This is a genomic window from Streptomyces sp. NPDC053427, assembly GCF_044544985.1.
Classification (GTDB): domain Bacteria; phylum Actinomycetota; class Actinomycetes; order Streptomycetales; family Streptomycetaceae; genus Streptomyces.
In genome coordinates this window covers 243,478-264,395 of sequence record NZ_JBITYA010000006.1, presented here as the reverse complement: position 1 = coordinate 264,395, position 20,918 = coordinate 243,478, and the positions used below count along the sequence as shown (strand labels likewise).

The following is a 20,918-nucleotide window of genomic DNA, read 5'->3' as shown; positions in this document are numbered from 1 at the left end:
AACCCCGGTGTCAATAGGTTCCGGGCCAAGTCCAATAACATGGGAGTGGCTTGTAGGGCGTGCCATGTTCCGAGGGGGAGCGGCTGTGAGCGGTGAGGGTTCCGAGGAGCTGACGAACGGCGCGACGCAGACGTCGTCGCGCGCCATGGTGGCCGAGGCGCTGCGGCAGCGCATCGCGCTGGGCGGATTCGGGCCCGGCGACCGGCTGCCCCCGGAGCGGGAACTGGCCGCCGCCTTCGGCGTGGGCCGCAACACCGTCCGCCAGGCGCTGCGCGAGTTGGCCGAAGAAGGCCTGGTCAGCACCACCTTGGGGCGCTCGGGCGGCACCCGCGTCGCACCGGCCCGGCCCGCCGGGGGCAGCGCGCGGGTGGCGGTCACCGCCGGCATCCGGGCCGCGCTGCGCGACTACATGGAATACCGGCAGGCGATCGAGCCGTTCGCGGCCCGGCTGGCCGCCGAGCGCGGCGCGGGCGCGGTGCGCCGCGACCTCGTGGCGATGCTCGACACCAAGGTCGAGGACCTCGGTGCGTACCACCGCATCGACACCCGCTTCCATCTCGGGCTCGCCGCTGCGGGCGGCAACGAGGTGCTCTCCGAGGCGGTGACCAGGGCGCGGGCCGAGATGTTCGTGGCGGGCAACGCCCTGTGGCTGGGTTCGGACTGGAGCCGGGTCTACCCGACCGAGGGGGACTTCGGGCTGGCCTTCCGCGAGGAGCACGAGGCCATTGCCTTCGCGGTGCTGGCGGGGGACGGCGACGCCGCGGAGGCCCGTATGCGCGAACATCTGCGGGACTCGCACCGGCAGTTCCTGACCGTCCTCGACCAGTTCGCCGCGCAGGACTAGGGCGCGAAGGCCCCGGCCCCCGAGTTCGCGCGCCCCGGGTCACGTGCCACCGGCCGCCACTCCGCCGGACCGCCGTCCCGCCCGTCCTCGATTGACGCTCGCGCCGCCGACATTTACGCTCCGAGAAATGGATCCGAAGAGGATCCAAAAAATCGGATCCCGCAGCGCCATCAGGAGACACGCCCGTGCACGCTTACGACGAGGACCTCACCCAGCAGGTCATGCAGCACCTCCTGCACCGGCTCCGGCTCGACGCCCCGCCGCTGGGCCGCCTCGGCGAAGCCGGCGAGCTCTCCGTCGCCCTCAAGGAGGCGATAGGTTCCGGGCCGCGCCCGCCCGCCGATGTGCTGCGCACCTACGCCGAGGATCTCGAGCCCACCGTCGTCTCCTGCGACCACCCGGCGTTCCTGGCCTTCATCCCCGGTGCCCCCACCAAAGCCGCGGCCCTGTTCGACATGGTGCTCTCGGCGTCCTCCCTGCACGGCGTCTCCTGGCTGGAGGCCTCCGGCGCGGTGGCCGCGGAGAACCAGGTGCTGCGGCTGTTCGCCGACCTCGCCGGGATGCCGGCCGGGGCGGGCGGCTGCTTCGTCAGCGGAGGCTCGGCCGGAAACCTCTCCGCCCTGGTGGTGGCCCGGGACACCGGGCGGCGCCGGCTCGGCCTCGACGACCGCGCCCCGGTCCGGATCGCGGTCAGCGACCAGGTCCATTCCTCGGTCGGCAACACCCTGCGCATCCTGGGCGTCGAGGCGCTCGTCGTCCCGACCGAGGACCACCGGCTCACCGGGGACGCCCTGCGGACCGCCCTGGACGCGGCCGAACGGGACGGCGGCGCCCCCGTCGTCGCGGCCGTCGCCACCGCCGGCACCACCAACGCCGGCATCATCGACGATCTGGCAGGCGTCGCCGACCAGACCCGCGCCCGCGACCTCTGGCTGCACATCGACGCGGCCTACGGCGGCGCCGCCCTCTTCGTCCCCGGACTGCGCGAGAAGCTGCGCGGCATCGAGCACGCCGACTCGCTGGTCGTCGACCCGCACAAGTGGATGTTCGCGCCCTTCGACTGCGGCGCCCTGCTCTACCGCGAACCGCACCTGGCGCGGGCCGTCCACACCCAGGACGCCTCCTACCTCGACGCCATCCACGGCGCCGACGGCGCGGGCCCCGACGAGTGGAACCCGAGCGATTACGCCTACCACCTCACCCGCCGCCCCCGCGGCCTGCCGCTGTGGTTCTCGCTGGCCGTCCACGGCACCGACGCCTACCGCGACGCCGTCGCCCACGGTGCGGACATCGCCCGCTGGACTGCCCGCGAAGTGGAGCGGACCGACGGCCTCGAGCTGCTGCGCGAGCCCGAGCTGACCGTCGTCCTCGTCCGGCGCACCGGCTGGCGGCCCGAGGACTACTACGCCTGGTCCAAGCGGCTGCTGGCGTCCGGCGCCGCCTTCATCACCCCGAGCGTCTGGGAGGGCGAGAGCGTCGCGCGCCTGGCGTTCCTGCACCCCGGCATCACGCGGGAGACCGTACGCGGCATTCTCGACTCCCTCGTCGCCGAGGACTGAGCCGACCGCCCCGCCCCGCGTCCCAGGTCGGCCTCTCCTAGCCCTCGGCCCCGGCGTCTTCCCCCGCGCCGAGGCCGAGTTCGCGCGTCAGCGCCTCGTCGACCCACCGCTGCATGGTGCGCCGCGGCAGCCCGCCCTCGTAGGTGATGGTCTGTACGGCGAAGCCGTCCAGCAGCGCGGTCAGCCGCCACGCCGCGCCCTTGGGGTCCGCGCAGCGGAACTCGCCCGCCGCCGTGCCCTGCGCGAGGACCTCGGCGAGCGCCGTCTTCCACTGCCGGTCCAGGTCCTGCGCCACCTCGCGCAGCGCCGGTTCGCGCAGCGACGCGGCCCAGCCCTCGATCCACAGGCGCCAGCCCTTGGCCTGGCCGGTGGGGGAGTACCAGCGCAGCGCCGCCCGCAGCCGGCGCAGGGCGCTGCCCCGCCGGTCCAGCAGCGACCGCAGATGGGCCAGATCGGCCTCCGCCGCGTACTGGAAGGCCGCCGCGACCAGTTTCTCCTTGGTCGCGAAGTGATAGAGCACCAGGGCGTTGCTCACCTGGAGCTCGGCGGCGACATCGGCCACCCGCAGGGCCACGACCCCGCGCCGCTCGATCTGTCCGACCGCCGCGCGCAGCAGTTCCTCGCGCCGCTCCGCCACGCTCAACCGTACTCTCGCCACGCCGTCACCCTACTCAGTGCCTCCGGGGCCGTTGCCGCCGTCCGCGGCGAACTCCGGCCGCGCTCCGGCGACAAACCTGCCGACGACCCCTTGACCGGCTCCCGGGACGCCCCCCACAGTCTGCTCTTACTGACTGTTCGTTCAGTCAATTCTGGACTGCCCGGGACCGTCCGGGCCGGTCGCCGTGCCCTGCCGCGTCCGTAGGAGGTCGTGTACGTGACCCCAGCACCGCAGCCCGCCACCGCTGTCGACACACCCGATCTGTCCGCCGGTTGGCAGGAGCAGCGGGCCCGGCTCCGCAAGGTCCTGCGCCGCCGCGATGTCTTCTTCTTCCTGGTCTGCACGCTCGTCGGCCTGGACACCATCGGCTCGGTGGCCGCCGCCGGACCCCAGGGGCTGACCTGGATGGCCGTCCTGGCCGTCGTCTTCTTCCTGCCCTACGGCCTGCTGGTCGCCGAACTCGGCTCGACCTTCCCGGTCGAGGGCGGCCCGTACGTCTGGACCCGGCTCGCCTTCGGACGGCGGACCGCAGGCGTCAACCAGGTCCTGTACTGGCTCTCCAACCCGGTCTGGCTCGGCGGCAGTCTGTGCATCATCGCCCTGACCACCTGGGAACAGTTCTTCACTCCGCTGCCGGGGGTGTGGAAGTACGCCGCCGGGCTGGCGTTCATCTGGGCCGGGGCGCTGGCCGTCGTCCGGTCCGTACGCATCGGCAAGTGGGTGCCCATCGCGGGGGCCGTCGCCCGGATCGTGCTCCTCGGCTTCTTCCTCGTCTCGGTGATCGTCTACGCCCTCCGGCACGGCGTGCACCCGCTCCCCGTCGGCGACTTCGCCCCCACCTACGCCGGCTTCGTCGCCCTCGTCCCCGTCCTCATCTTCAACTACGTGGGCTTCGAACTCCCCAGCACCGCCGCCGAGGAGATGACCAACCCCGAGCGGGACATCCCGCTGTCCATCCTGCGCTCCGGAACGGCCTCCCTGGTCCTCTACGGAGGCCCGATCCTGGGCATCCTCTTCGTCCTGCCCGGCGAACGCATCGGCAGCCTCGGCGGCTTCATCGACGCCTGCAAGGCGGTGTTCACCGTCTACGGGGGCGGCATCGCCGCCGACGGCACGGTCACCCTCACCGGCCTCGGCGCGGTCTTCGGCGGCATCGCCGCGGCCGGCCTCATCGTCGGCGTACTGACCAGCGGCGTCACCTGGGCGATGGGCGCCCACCGGGCCCAGGCCGTCGCCTGCGCGGACGGCGCGGGACCGGCCTGGCTGGGCAGGTTCTCCGAGCGCCACGGCACCCCGGTCCGGGTCAATCTGCTCTCCGCGGTCCTGGCGTCCGTCCTGCTGATCGTCGCGCTGCGGCTGACCGGCGGCGACGGCGAGAAGTACTTCGCGGCCGGACTCGGGCTGACCATCAGCACCACCTTCATCTCCTACGTCCTCACCTTCCCCAGCCTGCTGATGCTGCGGCGCAAGTACCCCGACACCCCGCGCCCGTACCGCGTCCCCGGCGGCCGGGCGGGGGCCTGGGCGGTCACCGTACCGGCCACGGGCCTGGTCGCCTTCACCGTCGTGGTGCTCCTCTGGCCCGGCTTCGGCGTCGGCTGGTTCGGCACCGCCGGCTCGCCCGCCGCCTCGCTGCCCGAGAGCTTCGCGGGGCAGCGGCTCCAGTACACCCTCAGCCAGGTCGTGCCGCTGCTGCTCTTCGTCGTGGTGGGGGTGGCCTTCGTGGCGCTCGGGGCGCGCAGCCGGCGGCGTCAGCCGGGTTCGGCGGTGACCCGGCCCGCACCGACCGCCTCCACCAGCGCCTGATAATCCCGCTCGTTCTGGTCGGCGTACCGCTCGGCGAACTGCGCCAGCGCCCGGTCGAAGACGTCACCGCTGCCGAGATAGGCGGCGATCGCGATCCGGTCGCCGCTCCGCGCATGCGCCCGCGCCAGCGTCGACCCGCACAGCGCGGCGAGCCGCCGCATGCCCCGGGGCACCATGACCCTCGTCTCGACGATGCCCTTCCAGTCCCTCAACTGCCGTACGTAGAAGTCCCGTTGACGGCCGTCGAAGCCGGTGGTCCGTTGCCAGCCGAGGAAGATGTCGCTGGCGGACTGCATCAACCGCTGCCCTCGGACGACCCGTTCGCCCTGGTTGGTGCAGCGGCTCGGTGCGGTGTGCGCGGCGAGAACGGACTCGCCGGCCTCCTTCGCCTGGAGCAGGAGGGGATCGTCGGCGTCCTTGCCCACGAGCAGGACGATCCAGCAGCGGGTCCCGACGCTGCCCACGCCGACGACCTTCCGGGCCATGTCGACCACCCGGTACTGCTCCAGCAGGCTGCGGTGGTCCGAGCGGAGGGTGCGCGCATAGCCCTGGACCAGCCCGCGCAGCAGCTCGGCGGTCCGCTCGCCCTCGGCGCCCGGGAGCAGGGTGTCCAGCGGCATGATCAGCGGGGGATCGGCGACGAAGTGCGGCCGGCCGCCCGCCACCCGGACCAGCTTGCGGAACGCCTGCAGGGTGTCGCGCGAGCGGGCCTTGTCCATGGTGCCGGCCAGCCGTCCCCGGCCGGTGCGGCCGAGCCGGCCGGCCTCCGCGGCCCGGACGTCCTCCATGTCGGCGCGTGCGTACCAGACGTCGAGGGTGCGCATCCCCGCGTAACGGCGCAGCTGCTCGCGGTAGGACGCGCCGGCCGTCCGGACGATGTCCGACCGGACGGCCGCGTCGAAGCCGTTCTCGCGCCCGGCGATCACCAGGCTCGTGGCGAGCCGTTTGACGTCCCACTCCCAGGGGCCGGGCAGGGTCTCGTCGAAGTCGTTGAGGTCGAAGAGCAGACGGCGCTCGGGCGAGGCCAGCAGCCGGAAGTTCAGGAGATGGGCGTCGCCGCACAGCTGCGCGGTGAGCCCGGTGGCCGGGGCGGCCGCGAGGTCGGCCGCCATGATCGCCGCGGCACCGCGGTAGAAGCGGAACGGTGACTCCAGCATCCGGCCGTAGCGGAGCGGCACCAACTCCGGTATCCGGCGTGCCGACTGCTCCTCGATCAGCTCGACCGGATCGGCGCGGTCCGGCGCCGGGGTGTACTCGGCATGCCCGGAGCGGGGGACAGCGCCGCGCAGCTCCCGGCCGGCCGCCGCGCGCTCGCGCGGGGAAGCGCCTTCGGGTACGGCGCCTTCGGGTACGGCGGTCATGGCCAGGCCTCCCCGCCGTCGCCGGATCGCCCGGCCTCGCTATGTCACCCGGCGCCGGTCACCCGTGCACAGCGCCCAGACGATGGCGATGTTGACGGCGAGCAGCACGATGCCCCAGAACGGGGCGTGCGGAATCCACAGGAAGTTCGTGAGCGCGGCAAGGGACGCCAGCGTCACGCCGACCATCCGCGCCCACACCGCGCCGCCGAACAGCGCGACGCCCGCGAGGAGGATGACGACGCCCAGGACGAGATGGATCCATCCCCAGCCCGTGAGGCTGTACCTGAAGAAGTAGTCCCGCGTCTCGGTGAAGACTTGGTCGTGGGCGATGGCGGCGACCCCCTCGAGGATCGTCATGATGCCACCGAAGATCATCAACACCGCGGCCAGAACCGTCCAGCCACTGAGGTGTTTCCGAGAGGCCATGGTCCGCTCCTCACAGGAGAAACATGGAGAACCCGGCCGTCGGCACCCGAGCCCGCCGGCGGACATGCTGCTGATTCAACGGTTCCACAGGTGCTGGGCACCCGCATCTTCGCCGGACGGGTGCGTCGCCCGTGGTCAGAGGGGTGCTCGGAGGCGTCGGACGCCGGCGAGCGGGAGACGCACCGGGCCCGCGAAGGCGGCCCGGTTGGCGACGGAGACGCCGCCTGTCCGGCCGCCGGTGCCGGGGCGGTGACGAGACCGCCCCCCCCGGGCGCGTCGGATCCGGCGGGCCGCCGCTCCTCACCGGTGGTACCCGTACCGCGCGGCGATCTCCGGCAGCCGGTCGGCGACCAGGGCGTGCGCGGCGGCCCGCGGGGTGGTGCCGTCGGCCGCCGCCCGGGCCAGCATCCGCCCGATCAGCGCCCGCATGGCACCCCGGATATGGGCGAAGGCCTGATCCGCGTCCGCCCCGATGTCGCCGAAGAGGGTCCACCACCACCAGGCATTGGTACCGGAGTTGACGACCACGTCCGGCAGTACGGTGACGCCCCGGGCCGCGAGCAGCGCCTCGGCCTCCGGCACCACCGGCATGTTGGCCGCCTCCACCACCCAACGCGCCCTGATCTGCGCCTGGTTGGCGGCGGTCACGCAGTACGACACCGCCGCCGGGACCAGCACGTCGACGTCGGCGGACAGCCACGCCTCCGGCGGCAGCTCCGTGGCGCCCGGTCCCAGTGCCCCGCGGTCCATCGCCCCGAAGGCGTCCCGGCCCCGCAGCAGCGCCTCGACATCCAGGCCGTCCGGGTCGGCGACGGTCCCCTTCGCATCGGCGACGGCGACGATCACCAGGCCCGCCCGCGCCAGGAAGCGGGCGGTGGCGCCGCCCATCGTGCCCAGCCCCTGGAGCGCGACCCGGGTCCCCTCGTACGGCGTGCCGTCCCGGTCGAGTGCCGCCAGCACCGCCTCGGCGACCCCGCAGCCGCCGGCCAGCTCGTCCAGCCCGATCCCGTCCACCGAGACGGCGAAGGCGTCGGCGAGCCGCTGCCGGGCCGCCCGCTCGTCGTCGAGCAGCGGATAGACGGCCTGTACGGAGGAGACCAGACCGGCCTCGGCGGCCGCCTTGTCGACGAGGTCCTGCGTGAGGCCGAGGTCCTCCCCGGTGGTCCAGAACTGCTCGATGTACGGCCGCATCGCGCGCAGATAGCGGGTCAGCACGCCGTACGCCTCGGGGTCGTGCGGATCGCAGTCGATGCCGCCCTTGGCGCCGCCGAGCGGGATGTAGCGGGCGCCGGGGGTGTAGTGCAGCGTCTCCTTCATCGTCATGCCGCGGGCGAGTCCGGTGACTTCCTCGAGCGTGCAGCCTTCCCGCATCCGCAGTCCGCCGCTGGCCACGCCGCGGACCAGCCGGTCGATGACGAGATGGCCGCGGCGGCCGGTGAGGGCGTCGGTCCAGGTGAGGGAGAGGAACGGGGCGGAGGGTGCGGAGGGTGCGGTCATGGAGCGGTCTCCTCGGCGGGCTCGGCGGGCTCGGTGGGTTCTGCGGTCGGTTCGGGCACCTGCGGTTCGGGGACGGTGATCACGGTGGGGCCCGGCACGGTCAGGGCCGTGCGCAGTGCGTCGGCGAGCGCGCCGGGGGTGTCCGCGCGGACACCGTGTCCGCCGTACGCGCGGGCCAGTGCGCCCAGGTCGAGCCGCGGATGGTCGACGGCCACCGGGGCGTCGCCCCGCGCCGCCATCTCGTCGCGGATCTCTCCGTAACCGCCGTTGTCGAACACCACGACGGGCAGCGGCAGCCCCAGATCGACCGCCGTCGCCAGCTCCTGCACGGTGAACTGCAGCCCGCCGTCCCCGCTCAGCGCGACGACCGGCCGGTCGGGCCGGGCCGCCTTGACGCCGATGGCCGCGGGCAGGGCGTAGCCGAGGGTGCCGAATCCGGTGGGGTGGAGGTAGCGGCCCGGCGGGTCGACGGGCAGATGCGGCAGCGCGCCGTAGTAGCAGCACTGGGCGCTGTCGGAGGTGAGGACCGTGGCGGGCGGCAGTACGGACCGGAGCGCGGCGAGAAAGGGCAGCCGGGCCGCCTCGCGCTCGCCGGTCGCGGCGCCGGCCGCGGCGCGCACGGCGGCCGCCGCACCGGCCTGCCGGGAGCGCGCGGCCCGTCCCTGGCCCAGCGCGTCCAACAACCCCCGCAGCGTCTCTTGCGCCTCTCCGACCAGCGCGATGTCCGCGGGAAGGACGGCATACATCTGCGCCGGATCGATATCGGCGCGGATCAGGGTTCCGCCGAGGAGGGGCGGCGCCGACCACAGGTCGGACTCGGCGAGTTCGGTGCCCACGGCCAGGACGGCGTCGCTGTCCGCCAGCCACTTCCGGACGGCGGGGGTGTGCAGGCGCACGCCGAGCGCGAGCGGATGGGACTCGGGGAAGACGCCCTTGCCGTTGGCGGTGGTGGCCACCGGCGCGCCGAGCCGTTCGGCGAGCGCCAGCGCTTCGGCCCCCGCCCCGTGGGCGCCCCCGCCGAGCACAAGGGCCGGCCGGCGGGCCCGCCCCAGCGCCTCGGCCGCCGCCTGCACCGCTTCCGGCCGTGGGCGGACGGGCAGGGTCACGGGCGCGAGCGGCGGCGGCCCCGCCGGTTCGGCGGCCGTCAGCAGATCGAGCGGCACCTCGATGTGTACGGGCCGGGGCCGCCCCGTACGGAAGCGGGTGAAGGCGCGGGCGACGGCCGCGCCGATCTCCGGCACCGACGCAACCCGGTGGCTGAAGGCCGTCAGCTGCCCGAACGCCCCGCTCTGGCTGGGCATTTCGTGCAGCAGGCCGGTGGCCAGCCGGGGATGCCGCAGCGGCATGCCGGGGGAGACGACCAGCAGCGGAACGCTGTCGGAGTAGGCCTGGCCGACGGCGGCCGCGATGTTCATCAGGGCGGGGCCGGTGGTGGTGATCGCGATGCCGGGGCGGCCGGAGGCGCGGGCGTAGCCGTCGGCGGCGTATCCGGCGCCCTGCTCGTGCCGGGGTGCGACATGCCGGATGCCGTACGCGGCGAGATGCCGGTAGATCTCCAGGTTGTGCGTGCCGGGGATGCCGAAGGCGAGGTCGGCGCCGTGGGCGGCGAGGGCGGCCACGAGTGCCTCGCCGCCGGTGCGGTCCCGGTGGCCGGGCGCGGTGGCGACGCCGGAGCGTCCGGGGGCGGGCGGGACGGGAGCGGAGGGGAGCGAGGGCACGGTGCCTCCAGAGGGTGACAGCGGCAGAGATACTGAACCGCGAGTCAGTATCAGGAGCGCCGGAGCGGACTGTCAACGGAGCCTGCCGCATGACGATTCAGCAAGGGGCCGGGTCTGCGCGGCGCACCCCCCGGTACCCTCGCGCCCGCTCTCCCCGAGGCGCATCATCAAGGCGTGACCGCCAACCGCCCGTTCCTTTTCCTCGACGTCGACGGCCCCCTCAACCCCTGGCTCGCCAAGCCCCACCGCCGCCCCGCGGGCTACACCACGCACCGGATGCGGCCCACCGGCTGGGAGCCTCCGCGCCGCCCGCTGCGGGTCTGGCTCAACCCCGGGCACGGGCCGCTCCTGAGGGGCCTCGGCTACCGCCTCATCTGGGCGACGACCTGGAAGGAGGAGGCCAACACCTGGATCGGCCCGGTGCTGGGGCTGCCCGAACTGCCCGCCGTGCAATGGCCGCAGATGCACCATCGCGACCCGGACGGCATCCACTGGAAGACCCGGCAGCTCCTGGCACACGCCGCCGGCCGCCCGTTCGCCTGGGTCGACGACGAGATCGGCCCGGCCGACCTCGGCTGGATCGCCCGCCACCATCCGGGCGATGCCCTCCCGTACCGCGTGGATCCGGCGAAGGGCCTCCTCCCGGACGATTTCGCCGCGCTGCGGAACTGGGCCGCGGGCGCGCCTTGGCGGGGCAGGAGTGAATAACGGGACTGCTGTTGTCCCCACATGACGCATGGAGGGGGATACCGGTGCTCATCGAACTGTCCAAGATCACCGGGCGCGGGGCCGACCCGGTCCGCGGCCCCGGCCCGATGACGGACCGATGGGGGTCCCCTGCTCCTTTGGAGCTCGGGGGAAGGTCGCTCACCTGAAGGACCCCGAGGGCAACCTCGACGAGCTTCAGCGGTGGCCGGCCCCGCGCCCCCCTTCCGCGGACCGACCCACCAGCTCCAGCACCGGCCGCAGCCCGTCCGGCCGCCGCTCCACCGGCAGATGGTCGACCGGCAGATACGCACAGCCCAGCGCCGTGGCGGCGCCGTCCGCCGTGCGGTCGTCGCCGACCATCAGGACCTTCGACGGCGCCGGCCCCAGCGCCTCGCAGGCGAGCGCGAACAGCTCGGGGTCCGGCTTCTGGATGCCGTGTTCGAAGGACAGGATGCAGTGGTCGATGTACCGGTCCAGGTCGTGGGCGCGCAGCACCGGCCGCAGGTCCCAGCCGATGTTGCTCAGGAGGCCGATCCGGATCCCGTCCCCGTGCAGCCGGGCCAGCACCTCGGCGGCATCGGGGTACGGGGACCAGGCCTCCGGCGTCATATGGCGGTCGTAGAGCGCGTCGTACAACTCCGGCCGGGGGAGCGGGACCTGGCGGGCCAGGCCCGTGTAGAGCGCGCGGTGGTGCACGGCGTCGCTGTCGCGGATTTCCCACAGGCCGGCCAGGTCGTCGGGGAGCCGGGCGGGGGAGGCGCCGCCGGGCAGCGCGCCCGCCCGCTCGAGCGCGGCCGCGCGGCGGACCAGCTCGGCGTCGTCCATGGCGGTGCCGGCCGCGTCGAGGGCGGCGCGCAGCCAGGATTCTGCGGACTCGATCCGCATCAGCGTTCCGGAGAAGTCGAAGAGCACACCTTTGATCGTGGTCATGACGGCCATCCTCGCCGCTGTCCGGCGCCGGGTCGATCCCGCGCCGCCGCGCGGCCCACCCGGCGTGCGTACGCCGGATACGCCGCGGCCGCCCCGGCCACCAGCGCCCCGCCCAGCAGCCAGCCGCCGATGACGTCCGACGGCCAGTGCACCCCCAGATGGACACGGGTGAAGCCGACGCCGACGACCGAGACGGCGACGATCGTCCGGGCCGCCCACTGCCGACGCGACCGCGCCCCGTGCCGCCGCAGCAGCCACAGGACGAGGCCGCCCGCGACCGTCACCGACAGCGCATGCCCGGAGGGAAACGCCGCGTAGTGCGCGGAGTCCACCGGATCCGGCCAGACGGGACGCGCCCGGCCGACCGCCGCCTTGAGCGTCTGCTGCAACGCCGTACCGACGAGCGCGGTGCCCGCCACCCACAGCCCCAGCGGCCAGGCGCCCCGCCGTACGAGCCGGACGACGACCGCCGCCAGCACCACGCGCATCGCCCACGGGTCCCACACCCAGTCGCTCAGCAGCCGGTTGACCCGGGTCCAGGCGGGCGCGGTGACCGCGCACCGGTGGAGCGCGTTCGCCAGGGAGGCGTCGAGGGACAGCAGCGGGCCCCAGCGCGCGACGACCAGGACGGTGAGGAGGACGGAGAGGAGAGTGAGAACGGCGAGGAGGGCGAGCGGCGGGCGCGGACGGACGGCGGGGCGCGAGGTCGGTGCCGGAAGGGCCATGGGCCGATCCTCGCCGATGCGGCGGGGGCGGTGGCGAGTGCGCCCTAGGTCAGCGCGCTCAGCCCGGGAATGAAGGCCACCAGCAGCGGTACGGCCGGGACCAGGGCCGCGAACGCGGTCATCCGCAGCCGGCGGGCGGGGGTGAAGCGGGGAGCGGGCGTCAGCAGCCGGTCCACCCGCTGCGGGACCTGTGCGAGCTGGGGCGGGCAGGGGCCGAACACCCCGCGGTCCTCGTTGAGTTCGACCAGCGCCAGGGCGATGGCCAGCCGGCCGAAGCGGCGCGAGGCCGAGTCGTCGGCGGCCAGCTCGACCAGCCGGTGGACCTGGTGGCGGAAGGCGGCGAAGACCGGGATCTGCGGGAAGCCGGCGGCCAGCGCCGAGGCGCAGTACAGCAGGAGGTCGTGCCGGGCGCGGGCGTGCCCCTGCTCGTGGGCGATCAGCGCATCCAGCTGATGGTCCTTCAGTTTGCGCAACGCCGAGGTGGTGATGACCAGTTGGGGCGAGGACTGCCGAAGCCGCCAGGCCTCCGGGCGGTCGCCCTCCAGGATCACCAGACGCTCCCCGGACGGCTCCTCGCCGGGCATCAGCGGGGCGCGGCGCAGCAGATCGGCCCGGCTCCGGCGACGGCGGGCCCGCGCGGCCCGTACCTCGCGGGTCAGTGCGACGGCCGTCCAGGCACCGCCGCCCGCGAGGAAGAGCGCCAGCGCCCCGGCCCACGGCCCGTGCGCCTGGAGCGCATACGCCTCGACGACCACCCGCGGCGCGAACCCGAAGACCGGGCTGCGGACGGACTCCCACGCCGCGGCCGCGCTCAGCGACATCGCGAGCCCGCAGCACAGCAGCACCCCGGCCACCACGCACTGCCACACCCACAGGGCGAGCACCGGCTCGCGGTCGGGCCAGTCGGAACGGGCCATCAGGCGCGGCGCCATCGCCGCGGCCAGCACGCCGAGAACCATCAGCGTGAGGGGGACCATCATGGCGCCAGCCTATGAGCGCGGACTACCAGTGGGTACGGCCGCGCGGCGTATGTGACGTACGCCACCCTTGTGCACGGTGTGAAACCGGTACCGCCGTGAAGTCGGCGGCGAGGGGCCCGCCGCAGGTCAGAGCGTCAGCAGCATGGCGAGCATGGCGATGCCCATCGCCACCCGGCAGGCGCCCAGGAGCGAGGGCCGTCCGGCGGCCACCGCGGCCGTCGGCCCGTCGGCCACCACGGCCGCGGGGGCGAGCCGGAGCCCGGCGGCGATGACGAAGACGGTGTAGTACGCGAGCAACAGACCGGTCAGCAACGGCAACCCGCCCGGCATCGCATGACTCATCGGGCCCGCGTGGTGCATCGCCTCCGGGTGCGCCGGGCCGCCGTCCCGTCCGGCGGCCGCCGCGGGCAGGACCATCGCCAGCGCCATGTAGACCATCGCCAGCGCGCCCACCGCGTGGTGGATATGACGCCGCGTCAGCGCCATCGGCGCCATCGCCGCGAAGACGGCGGCGAACAGCCAGGACGACCATGCCGGCGCGGCCACGGCCGACGCGGGCAGCGCCATCACCGCCATCGCCAGTCCCATCAGCCCCTCGCCGCGCAGCTCCCCCCGCTGCCCGGCCGTGCCCGTACGCGCCCGCGACAGGCAGTACGCCCCCGCCGCACCGCACAGCAGCACCAGCAGCCAGCCGACCAACGGCGGTCCGTGCACGGAGCACCTCCCCACGCCCGGTGTCACGGGCAGCCCGCAGCGGTGCGGGGCATCGCTCCCGCACGACGGCAGGCTGCCCAGCACCGGCCCGGCTCATGGGAGCGCACCGGCGCACCGGGGGAGCGCAGACGCGGCGGGAGGCGCGGATGCCCGTGCCGACGTGCCCGGCGACGAGCGGCGACGCGCTTCGGCACGCGCAACGAGGGCCTCGGCCCCGGGGACACACGAGGAAGTCGGTGCCGGCCGGGCCGCGGAGCCGGGACGCCCGCGGCGGGCGGTCAGGGGCGGTAGCGCAGCGGATGGTCGGCGGGGACCTCCGTCATCACGATCCGGTGGCCGTCCGGGTCCGCCAGCCACATCTCGATCAGCCCCCACGGCTCCCGCACCGGCGGCCGCAGCACCTCCGCCCCCCGCGCCCGCAACTCCTCGTGCGCCGCCGCCGCATCCGCCACCTGGAGCCACAGCTGGAGGGTGCCCGTGGCGGGCTCCGCCGAGCGCCCCGAGACCTCCAGGAACCCGCCGCCGAGGAAGTACACCGTGCCGCGGTCGGGCCCCGTGCCGAACTCCCGGTAGATCTCCAGCCCCAGCGTCCCGCCGTAGAACGCCCTCGACCGCGCGGGGTCGGACGGCCGCAGCAGCACCCTGCTGCTCAGTACCTGCACCATGGGACGGACCCTACGCCGCCGGAGCGCGCGGGGCGGGGTGGCGGGGCGGCTCGGAGGGACGAAAGGCCCTGACATGGCGGTCGCACCTCTTGTTAGCCTCCAGGAGAGCCGCGGAGCATCACCCTTCCGGCCCCGCCTTCCCGCCTCCCTCCGGCCCGAGAGGACCCCGTACACCATGCCGTCCACCAGTGAGCTGACCTTCCGTACCGCCGTCGACGCCGACATACCCGAACTCGTCGGCCTCATCGAGTCGGCGTACCGCGGCGACGCGAGCCGGGCCGGCTGGACGACCGAGGCGGACCTGCTGGAGGGCCAGCGCACCGACCCGGACGGCGTCGCCGCCGTGGTGCGGGCCGAGAGCGGACGGCTGCTGCTCGCCGAGCGCGACGGCGAACTGATCGCCTGCTGCCAGCTCGAACACCGCGGTGACCACGCCTACTTCGGCATGTTCGCGGTCCGCCCGGCGCTCCAGGGCGGCGGCCTCGGCAAGGTGATCATCGCCGAGGCGGAGCGGACCGCGCAGACCCTCTGGGGCGCTCGCGAAATGCGGATGACGGTCATCCGCCAGCGCGAGGAACTGATCGCCTGGTACGAGCGCCGCGGCTACCGCCGCACCGGCGAGCTCACCCCGTTCCCGTACGGCGACGACCGGTTCGGCATACCGCAGCGCGCCGACCTGGAGTTCGAACTGCTGGTCAAGGCGCTCGGCTGACGCCAGGACGGCCTCAGAGCCGCCCGGCCGCGATGATCCGCTCCAGGAACTGCCGGGTGCGGTCCCGCTGCGGGTCGCCGAAGACCTCCTCGGGCGTGCCGCGCTCCAGCACCACCCCGCCGTCCAGGAAGCACACCTGATCGGCCACCTCCCGGGCGAAGCCCATCTCATGGGTGGCGATGACCATCGTCATGCCGTCCTCCTTGAGATCGCGGACGACGCCGAGCACCTCGCCGACCAGCTCCGGGTCGAGCGCCGCGGTGATCTCGTCGAGCAGGAGCAGCCGGGGCCGCGCCGCCAGCGCGCGCACGATGGCCACCCGCTGCTGCTGCCCGCCGCTGAGCCGGTCCGGGTACTCGCCCGCCCGGCCGTCGAGCCCCAGGCGCCCCAGCAGCTCGTGGGCGCGCGCCTCCGCCTCGGCGCGCGGCAGGCCGTGCACCCGGCGCGGTGCCAGCGTGATGTTGTCCAGCACGGTCATGTGCGGGAAGAGGTTGTAGGCCTGGAAGACCACCCCGATCCGCCGCCGTACCGCGTCCGCGTCCGCCCGGGGATCGGTGATCTCCGCGCCGTCCAGGAAGATCGCGCCGTCGTCGATCTCCTCCAGCAGATTCGCGCACCGCAGAAGGGTGGACTTGCCGGACCCCGAGGCGCCGATCAGCGCGGTCACGGTGTGCGGGGCGACCTCGAGGTCCACCTCCCGCAGGACGACCGTGCCCCGCCCGTACGTCTTGCGTACGGACTCCAGCCGCAGCACCGGCTCGCCGGCCGTGCCGTCCCGGTCCTGGGTGCCGTCCTTCGTCGTCCTCATACCGTCCCTCCCTGGGCGCGCCGGCGGTCCATCCTGGCGGTGACCCAGTCCGTGAAGCGCGTCATCGGGATGGTCAGCGCGACGAACACCAGCCCGGCGACGACATACGGCGTGTAGTTGAAGTCCTTGCCCGCGATGATCTGCGCCGCATAGACCGCGTCCACCGCGCCCGCGATGGAGACCAGACCGGTGTCCTTCTGCAGCGATACGAGGTCGTTGAGCAGCGGCGGCACCACCCGCCGTACGGCCTGCGGCAGCACGACATGGCGCAGCGCCTGGCCGCTGGAGAGGCCCAGGGACCGGGCCGCGGCCCGCTGCGAGGGGTGGACGGATTCGATGCCGGCCCGGAAGACCTCGGCCACGTACGCCGAATACGTCAGCACCAGCGCCGAGCCGCCGAGCACCACCGGATCGGTGGTCACGCCCTGGAGCCGCAGCGCCGGGACCCCGAAGACCACCATCAGCAGACAGATGATCAGCGGCAGCCCGCGGAAGAAGTCGGTGTACGCGGTGGCCAGGGCGCGCAGCGGGAAGAACACCGGGCCGCGCAGCGTCCGGGCGATGGCCAGCAGCATGCCGATCACCAGCACCGCCGCCCCGCACACCACCAGCAGCCGCAGATTCAGCAGCAGCCCCTCCAGCACCTCCGGCAGCGCCTTGCGGGCGTACTCGGCGCTGAAGAAGGTCTCGCGGGTGCGCGCCCAGCCGGGGGAGTTGGTGATGACGAGGAAGAGGACGATGCCGGTGACCAGGGTGCTCAGCGCGGCGATGGCGGTCGCCCGCCGCGCCCGCGCCCGCCGGAACCGCTCCCGCTCGATGCGCCGGGCGGACGGCACATAGGCGTCGTCGGCCATCGGCTCCTTCTCCGGCACACCCGGCCGTCCGCGCTTCCCGGGCTCTTTGCGCGCCCCGTAGGTTCCGGGCGTCACTTGAGCACCGGTGCGGCGACGGCGTCGGTCAGCCACTTCTTCTCCAGCGCGGCCAGCGTGCCGTCCTTGCGCAGCGCGTCCACCGCGGCCGTCAGGCACCCCGTGATCCGGCTCTCCTTGTCCAGGACGAGTCCGAACTGTTCCTTCGCCGCGCCGCCGGTCCGGAACTGCCCGACGACCTCGGCGTCCTTGACCTCGGCCGAGGTGATGTAGAAGGCGGTCGGCAGATCCACCACGACCGCGTCGACCTGGCCGTTCTTCAGCGCGGACTTGGCCAGGTCGTTCTTCTGGAAGACGGCGGGGGACTGGCTGGGATGGATGGTGTCGTTGATGACGTCGAGGCTGGTGGTGCCGACCTGCGCGCCGAGCTTGGCGTCCTTGAGATCGGCGACGCTCCTGGCCTTCGCGGCCCGGGACCCCTTCAGCGCGACGACGGCCTGCCGCACGTCGTAGTAACCGGAGGAGAAGGCGACGGCCTGCTTGCGCGAGGCGCTGATGGAGATCTGGTTGATGTCGAAGTCGAAGTTCTTCTCGCCGGGCGCGAAGGCGTTGTTGAACGGCACGGTCTCCCAGCGCACCGCGTCCTTGCCGTAGCCCAGCTGCTTCGCGACGGCATAGGCGACCGCCGATTCGAAGCCCTTGCCGTTGGCCGGGTCGTCGTCGGCGAACCACGGCGCGTAGGCGGGCTTGTCGGTGCCCACCGTGAGCTTGCCGGATGCCACGGTGGCCAGCTTGCCGCGGTCACAGCCGGACCGGCCCGGCCCGGCGGCGGAACCGCCACCGGGGGACCCGTCCTGCGGGGCGCAGCCGACGGCCGCGGCGAGCAGTACGGCGCTGACGCAAGCGGCAAGGCGAAGAGGGCGGTTGACGAGGCGCATGGCGGGAGACTGGCAGTGCACCGGCCCCTCTGTCGAGATCACCGGGCCGAACGTCCGCATGCTGGATGACCGTTGCGCGCCTGTGAACTGCGGATTTCCGCGTATGGACGGCCGGCCCCGCGCCGTGTTACGCCGTGAAGCGCACCGCCCGCCGGATCTCCGGCTGGTCGGTCACCACCCCGTCCAGGCCCAGCCCACGCGCGAGCCGGAGCTGGTCATGGGTGTTGACGGTCCATCCCAGGACCTTCAGATGCGCGGCGTGCGCGCGCTCGACCAGCTCGAGGGTGAGCCGTCGGATGTTCAGCGAGAGCATGCCGGCGCCGACGGCCTGGGCGCGGTCGACGACATCGGTGCCGTAGCGGCTGCCCACCAGGGCGGTACGGACGCCCGGCAGCAGCGTGCGGATCGCGGCCAGCGCCTCGTCGTGGAAGGAGATCACATCGATCCGGCCGGTCAGATCGCGGGTGCGCATCACCTCCGCGAGCGCCTGTGCGGCCGCCACGTCCTTGATCTCCGCCTGGAGCGGGGCCTTGACCGCCTCCACGACCTCCTCGAACACCGGGATCCGCTCGCCCCGCCCGGCGTCCAGCTCCCGCAGTTCGGCCAGCGTGCGCTCGGCGATCGGTCCGGTGCCGTCGGTCGTGCGGTCCACGTCCGCGTCGTGCATCACCACGAGCGCGCCGTCCTTGCTCAGATGCAGATCGAGTTCGATGACATCGAGGCCCTCGCGCTCGGCGCGCACGAAGGACCGCAAAGTGTTCTCCGGCTCCACGCCCATGACCCCGCGGTGTCCGATGGTGAGAAAGGACAAGACTGCCTCGCTTCTGTCGGTTCGCTTGTGTCGGTTGGAAGGTGTCGGCCCGGAAAGCGTCGGCCGGAAGTGTCGGCCGGAAAGTGTCGACCGTCGACAAACTGCTGCCCGAAATGGCGCACAGCCTAATCCGTTCCGTGCCGGAGCGCTGTAGGGACAACTCCCTCCTAACCCGTACGAGTGCCCCACTACCGCACTATCTACGCACCGCCCCGTCCGGAGGCGAGTCGTCCCGCGTCCCCCGCCGGGCCGCCGCGAGCCGGTCCAGGTCCGCCAGCATCGCCTCGGCCAGCTCCAGCTCCGCCAGGTGCTGCCGCTCGCTCCAGCCCAGCGCGATCACCGGGAACTCCCACTCCGCCACCCGCTCGGCGCGCAGCCGGGCGTCCCGCACCTCCTTGAGCTCGCCGCGGGTCCGCTCGATGTGCTGCTCCACCAGGGCGCGCAGGGTGTCGGGAGCGGCGAGGTGGCCCAGCCAGACGCGCAGCACCAGCGGATGCTTGAGGACCGGAGCGCCGGGGTCGTCCGACTCGTCGGCCCATGCGGTGAGCGCGCGGCGCCCGGCCTCGGTGATCGTGTAGCGGCGGGTGGCCCGCGGCTCTTCGGCGCCCGAGCGCCGCGAGGTGGCGTACCCCAGGGCCTCCAGCCGCCGAAGTTCCGCGTAGATCTGGCTGATGGCCGGCGACCAGTAGAAGAACCGCAGCGAGGAGTCGGCCCACTTCTTCAGTTCGTAGCCGGTGCGCTCGCCGCGGAAGGACAGCAGCCCGAGCACCGCCCAGCCGGTGAGCGGCGGACGTGCGGCGTCGCCCTGCCGTATCTCTTGCTTGTTCGAGATCTGACAGCTAGTCATATGACTGATTGAAATAAGGAGTTCGCCGGAACGCAACCCCCGGGAGACGCCATGAAGTTCTCGGTCATCTTCGAGGCCCAGCTCGCCGATCCGACCGTGGAGCGCGAGCATCAGCTCTTCCGGGACAGCGTGGAACAGGCCGTGCTGGCCGAGCGGATGGGCTTCGACCGGATCTGGGCCGTCGAGCACCACTCCCTGAAGTGGTACGCGCACATGAGCGCCCCGGAGATCTTTCTGACCTGGGTCGCGGCCCGCACCAGCACCATCCGTATCGGGCACGGCGTCGTCTGCATGCCGTTCGCCTTCAACCACCCCGCGCGGGTCGCCGAGCGCGCCGCCACCCTCGATCTGCTCTCCGGCGGTCGGCTCGACCTCGGCGCCGGCCGCGGCGGCACGGAGCAGGAGACCTCGCTGTGCGGCGTCGACCGGGACCGTACGGCCCAGGAGGTCCAGGAGGCGTTGCGCATCATCGGCAGGGCCTGGCAGGACGACGAGCTCGAATATCACGGCGAACTGATCGACATCCCGCCGCATCCGATCCTGCCCCGCCCGCGGCAGACCCCGCACCCGCCGCTGTTCCTGGCGTGCAGCCGTATCGACACCCTGCGGCAGGCCGCCGACATGGGGCTCGGCGCTCTCGTCATGGGCTTCGCGGGGCCGGAGGCGATCGCCGAGATGCGCGGCGCGTACGACGCGGCCCGCGCGGCCCGCACCGGCGACCGGCTGGTCTCCACCGAGATCAACGATCACTTCTCCGTGCTCTGCCCGACGATCGTGCTGGACGACCGCGACCGGGCCCGTGCCGTGGGCCTGCGCGGCCAGCGGTTCTTCGCCCAGTCGATCGGCTACTGGTACGGCGGCGCCGGGCTGCCGGACGAGGCGGTCGTGGCGGGCGCGAGCGCAGCGGAGGCCGAGGCCGCGCTGCGGGAGGCGGCCGAGCAGGTCGTGGCCCGCCTCAACGAGCAGCGCATCCCCGTCCGCCCCACCTCCACCGCCACCTTCCACGCCGACCACGCCTATGGCACCGCCGAGGACGCGATCGCCTATGTGGAGCGGCTGCGGGCGGCCGGCGCCGACGAGGTCATGTGTCTCATCCAGATGGGCACGGTGCCGCAGGAGGTGTGCATGGAGACCATCCGCCAATGGGGTGAAAAGGTCATTCCGCGTTTTACGGACGCGTAAGGGCGGGGTCGCCGGCGGGTCGGACGGGGCCTCCGAGGGGTGGGGGGGGGGGGTGCCCCCCCCCCCCCCGGCGGTCGGCGGCCGTGCGGGGGGGGTGCACCGGAGGCCTGGGGGGGTACCGTGGACCAAAGGGGCACAAAGCATCGCCATGCCGGCCACC

Annotated in this window: 21 protein-coding genes; 6 read left to right on the top strand and 15 right to left on the bottom strand. The window is 73.4% G+C overall.

Features of this window, described 5'->3' with window-relative positions; genetic code table 11:
* The first annotated feature begins 85 nt into the window (after positions 1 to 85).
* Both ACIGWZ_RS18610 and ACIGWZ_RS18605 read left to right on the top strand, forming a co-directional pair.
* Entirely contained in the window at positions 86 to 844 is a 759-nt protein-coding gene (locus tag ACIGWZ_RS18610; RefSeq protein ID WP_400065868.1) for a FadR/GntR family transcriptional regulator, read from the top strand.
* Positions 845 to 1,029: 185 nt separating this feature from the next.
* Positions 1,030 to 2,403, top strand: a complete 1,374-nt coding sequence (locus ACIGWZ_RS18605) for a pyridoxal phosphate-dependent decarboxylase family protein (protein ID WP_400065866.1) — start codon at positions 1,030 to 1,032, stop codon at positions 2,401 to 2,403.
* A 37-nt stretch (positions 2,404 to 2,440) separates the two neighbouring features.
* Here the strand turns inward: ACIGWZ_RS18605 and ACIGWZ_RS18600 are convergent, their stop codons facing one another.
* Positions 2,441 to 3,061 carry a TetR/AcrR family transcriptional regulator gene (locus ACIGWZ_RS18600; RefSeq protein ID WP_400065864.1) on the bottom strand — a complete coding sequence of 207 codons (621 nt, stop codon included), beginning with the start codon at positions 3,059 to 3,061 and terminating at the stop codon, positions 2,441 to 2,443.
* A 216-nt stretch (positions 3,062 to 3,277) separates the two neighbouring features.
* Here ACIGWZ_RS18600 and ACIGWZ_RS18595 point away from each other — a divergent pair, with 216 nt between their 5' ends.
* Positions 3,278 to 4,867 carry an APC family permease gene (locus ACIGWZ_RS18595; RefSeq protein ID WP_400065862.1) on the top strand — a complete coding sequence of 530 codons (1,590 nt, stop codon included), beginning with the start codon at positions 3,278 to 3,280 and terminating at the stop codon, positions 4,865 to 4,867.
* Here the strand turns inward: ACIGWZ_RS18595 and ACIGWZ_RS18590 are convergent.
* From ACIGWZ_RS18590 to ACIGWZ_RS18575, 4 genes are all read right to left on the bottom strand, one after another.
* Entirely contained in the window at positions 4,813 to 6,228 is a 1,416-nt protein-coding gene (locus ACIGWZ_RS18590; RefSeq protein ID WP_400065860.1) for a DUF2252 domain-containing protein, read from the bottom strand. The two genes, ACIGWZ_RS18595 and ACIGWZ_RS18590, sit on opposite strands and share 55 nt — an antisense overlap.
* Before the next feature lie 39 nt (positions 6,229 to 6,267).
* Positions 6,268 to 6,654, bottom strand: coding sequence for a hypothetical protein (locus ACIGWZ_RS18585; RefSeq protein ID WP_400065858.1), 387 nt, complete (start codon positions 6,652 to 6,654; stop codon positions 6,268 to 6,270).
* A 300-nt stretch (positions 6,655 to 6,954) separates the two neighbouring features.
* On the bottom strand, positions 6,955 to 8,151 hold the full coding sequence (locus ACIGWZ_RS18580; protein WP_400065856.1) for a Glu/Leu/Phe/Val dehydrogenase dimerization domain-containing protein: 1,197 nt from the start codon (positions 8,149 to 8,151) through the stop codon (positions 6,955 to 6,957).
* Entirely contained in the window at positions 8,148 to 9,869 is a 1,722-nt protein-coding gene (locus tag ACIGWZ_RS18575; RefSeq protein ID WP_400065854.1) for a 5-guanidino-2-oxopentanoate decarboxylase, read from the bottom strand. The genes ACIGWZ_RS18580 and ACIGWZ_RS18575 overlap by 4 nt, the downstream gene beginning before the upstream one ends.
* 174 nt (positions 9,870 to 10,043) lie before the next feature.
* On the opposite strand from ACIGWZ_RS18575, the gene ACIGWZ_RS18570 reads away from it, so the two are divergent.
* Positions 10,044 to 10,577, top strand: coding sequence for a hypothetical protein (locus tag ACIGWZ_RS18570; protein ID WP_400065852.1), 534 nt, complete (start codon positions 10,044 to 10,046; stop codon positions 10,575 to 10,577).
* 195 nt (positions 10,578 to 10,772) lie between these two features.
* Here the strand turns inward: ACIGWZ_RS18570 and ACIGWZ_RS18565 are convergent, their stop codons facing one another.
* The 5 genes from ACIGWZ_RS18565 to ACIGWZ_RS18545 all read right to left on the bottom strand — a co-directional run bounded on the left by ACIGWZ_RS18565 (position 10,773) and on the right by ACIGWZ_RS18545 (position 14,591).
* Positions 10,773 to 11,507 (bottom strand): HAD family hydrolase, encoded by a 735-nt coding sequence (locus ACIGWZ_RS18565; RefSeq protein WP_400065850.1) that lies wholly within the window; start codon positions 11,505 to 11,507, stop codon positions 10,773 to 10,775.
* Positions 11,504 to 12,232: a phosphatase PAP2 family protein gene (locus ACIGWZ_RS18560; RefSeq protein WP_400065848.1), complete on the bottom strand. Its 729-nt coding sequence runs from the start codon at positions 12,230 to 12,232 to the stop codon at positions 11,504 to 11,506. The genes ACIGWZ_RS18565 and ACIGWZ_RS18560 overlap by 4 nt, the downstream gene beginning before the upstream one ends.
* Positions 12,233 to 12,276: 44 nt before the next feature.
* Complete coding sequence (locus ACIGWZ_RS18555; RefSeq protein WP_400065846.1) at positions 12,277 to 13,212, bottom strand: M56 family metallopeptidase; 936 nt, start codon at positions 13,210 to 13,212, stop codon at positions 12,277 to 12,279.
* A 126-nt stretch (positions 13,213 to 13,338) separates the two neighbouring features.
* The gene (locus ACIGWZ_RS18550) at positions 13,339 to 13,926 is read right to left on the bottom strand and encodes a DUF5134 domain-containing protein (RefSeq protein ID WP_400065844.1); all 588 of its coding nucleotides are present in this window, start codon (positions 13,924 to 13,926) and stop codon (positions 13,339 to 13,341) included.
* Positions 13,927 to 14,204: 278 nt separating this feature from the next.
* Complete coding sequence (locus tag ACIGWZ_RS18545; protein WP_400065842.1) at positions 14,205 to 14,591, bottom strand: VOC family protein; 387 nt, start codon at positions 14,589 to 14,591, stop codon at positions 14,205 to 14,207.
* Positions 14,592 to 14,766: 175 nt separating this feature from the next.
* Here ACIGWZ_RS18545 and ACIGWZ_RS18540 point away from each other — a divergent pair, with 175 nt between their 5' ends.
* Entirely contained in the window at positions 14,767 to 15,303 is a 537-nt protein-coding gene (locus tag ACIGWZ_RS18540) for a GNAT family N-acetyltransferase (protein ID WP_400065841.1), read from the top strand.
* 13 nt (positions 15,304 to 15,316) lie between these two features.
* Here the strand turns inward: ACIGWZ_RS18540 and ACIGWZ_RS18535 are convergent, their stop codons facing one another.
* The 5 genes from ACIGWZ_RS18535 to ACIGWZ_RS18515 form a co-directional block, all read right to left on the bottom strand.
* The gene (locus ACIGWZ_RS18535; RefSeq protein ID WP_400065839.1) at positions 15,317 to 16,111 is read right to left on the bottom strand and encodes an amino acid ABC transporter ATP-binding protein; all 795 of its coding nucleotides are present in this window, start codon (positions 16,109 to 16,111) and stop codon (positions 15,317 to 15,319) included.
* On the bottom strand, positions 16,108 to 16,965 hold the full coding sequence (locus tag ACIGWZ_RS18530) for an amino acid ABC transporter permease (RefSeq protein WP_400065837.1): 858 nt from the start codon (positions 16,963 to 16,965) through the stop codon (positions 16,108 to 16,110). Before ACIGWZ_RS18530 ends, ACIGWZ_RS18535 begins: the two co-directional genes overlap by 4 nt.
* Positions 16,966 to 17,036: 71 nt before the next feature.
* Positions 17,037 to 17,918, bottom strand: coding sequence for an ABC transporter substrate-binding protein (locus ACIGWZ_RS18525; RefSeq protein WP_400065835.1), 882 nt, complete (start codon positions 17,916 to 17,918; stop codon positions 17,037 to 17,039).
* Positions 17,919 to 18,045: 127 nt separating this feature from the next.
* Positions 18,046 to 18,729: a glycerophosphodiester phosphodiesterase gene (locus ACIGWZ_RS18520; RefSeq protein WP_400065832.1), complete on the bottom strand. Its 684-nt coding sequence runs from the start codon at positions 18,727 to 18,729 to the stop codon at positions 18,046 to 18,048.
* A 196-nt stretch (positions 18,730 to 18,925) separates the two neighbouring features.
* Positions 18,926 to 19,576 (bottom strand): PadR family transcriptional regulator, encoded by a 651-nt coding sequence (locus ACIGWZ_RS18515; protein ID WP_400065830.1) that lies wholly within the window; start codon positions 19,574 to 19,576, stop codon positions 18,926 to 18,928.
* 51 nt (positions 19,577 to 19,627) lie between these two features.
* Between ACIGWZ_RS18515 and ACIGWZ_RS18510 the strand changes: the two genes are divergently transcribed.
* Positions 19,628 to 20,758, top strand: coding sequence for an LLM class flavin-dependent oxidoreductase (locus tag ACIGWZ_RS18510; RefSeq protein WP_400065828.1), 1,131 nt, complete (start codon positions 19,628 to 19,630; stop codon positions 20,756 to 20,758).
* The last annotated feature ends 160 nt before the right edge of the window (positions 20,759 to 20,918 follow it).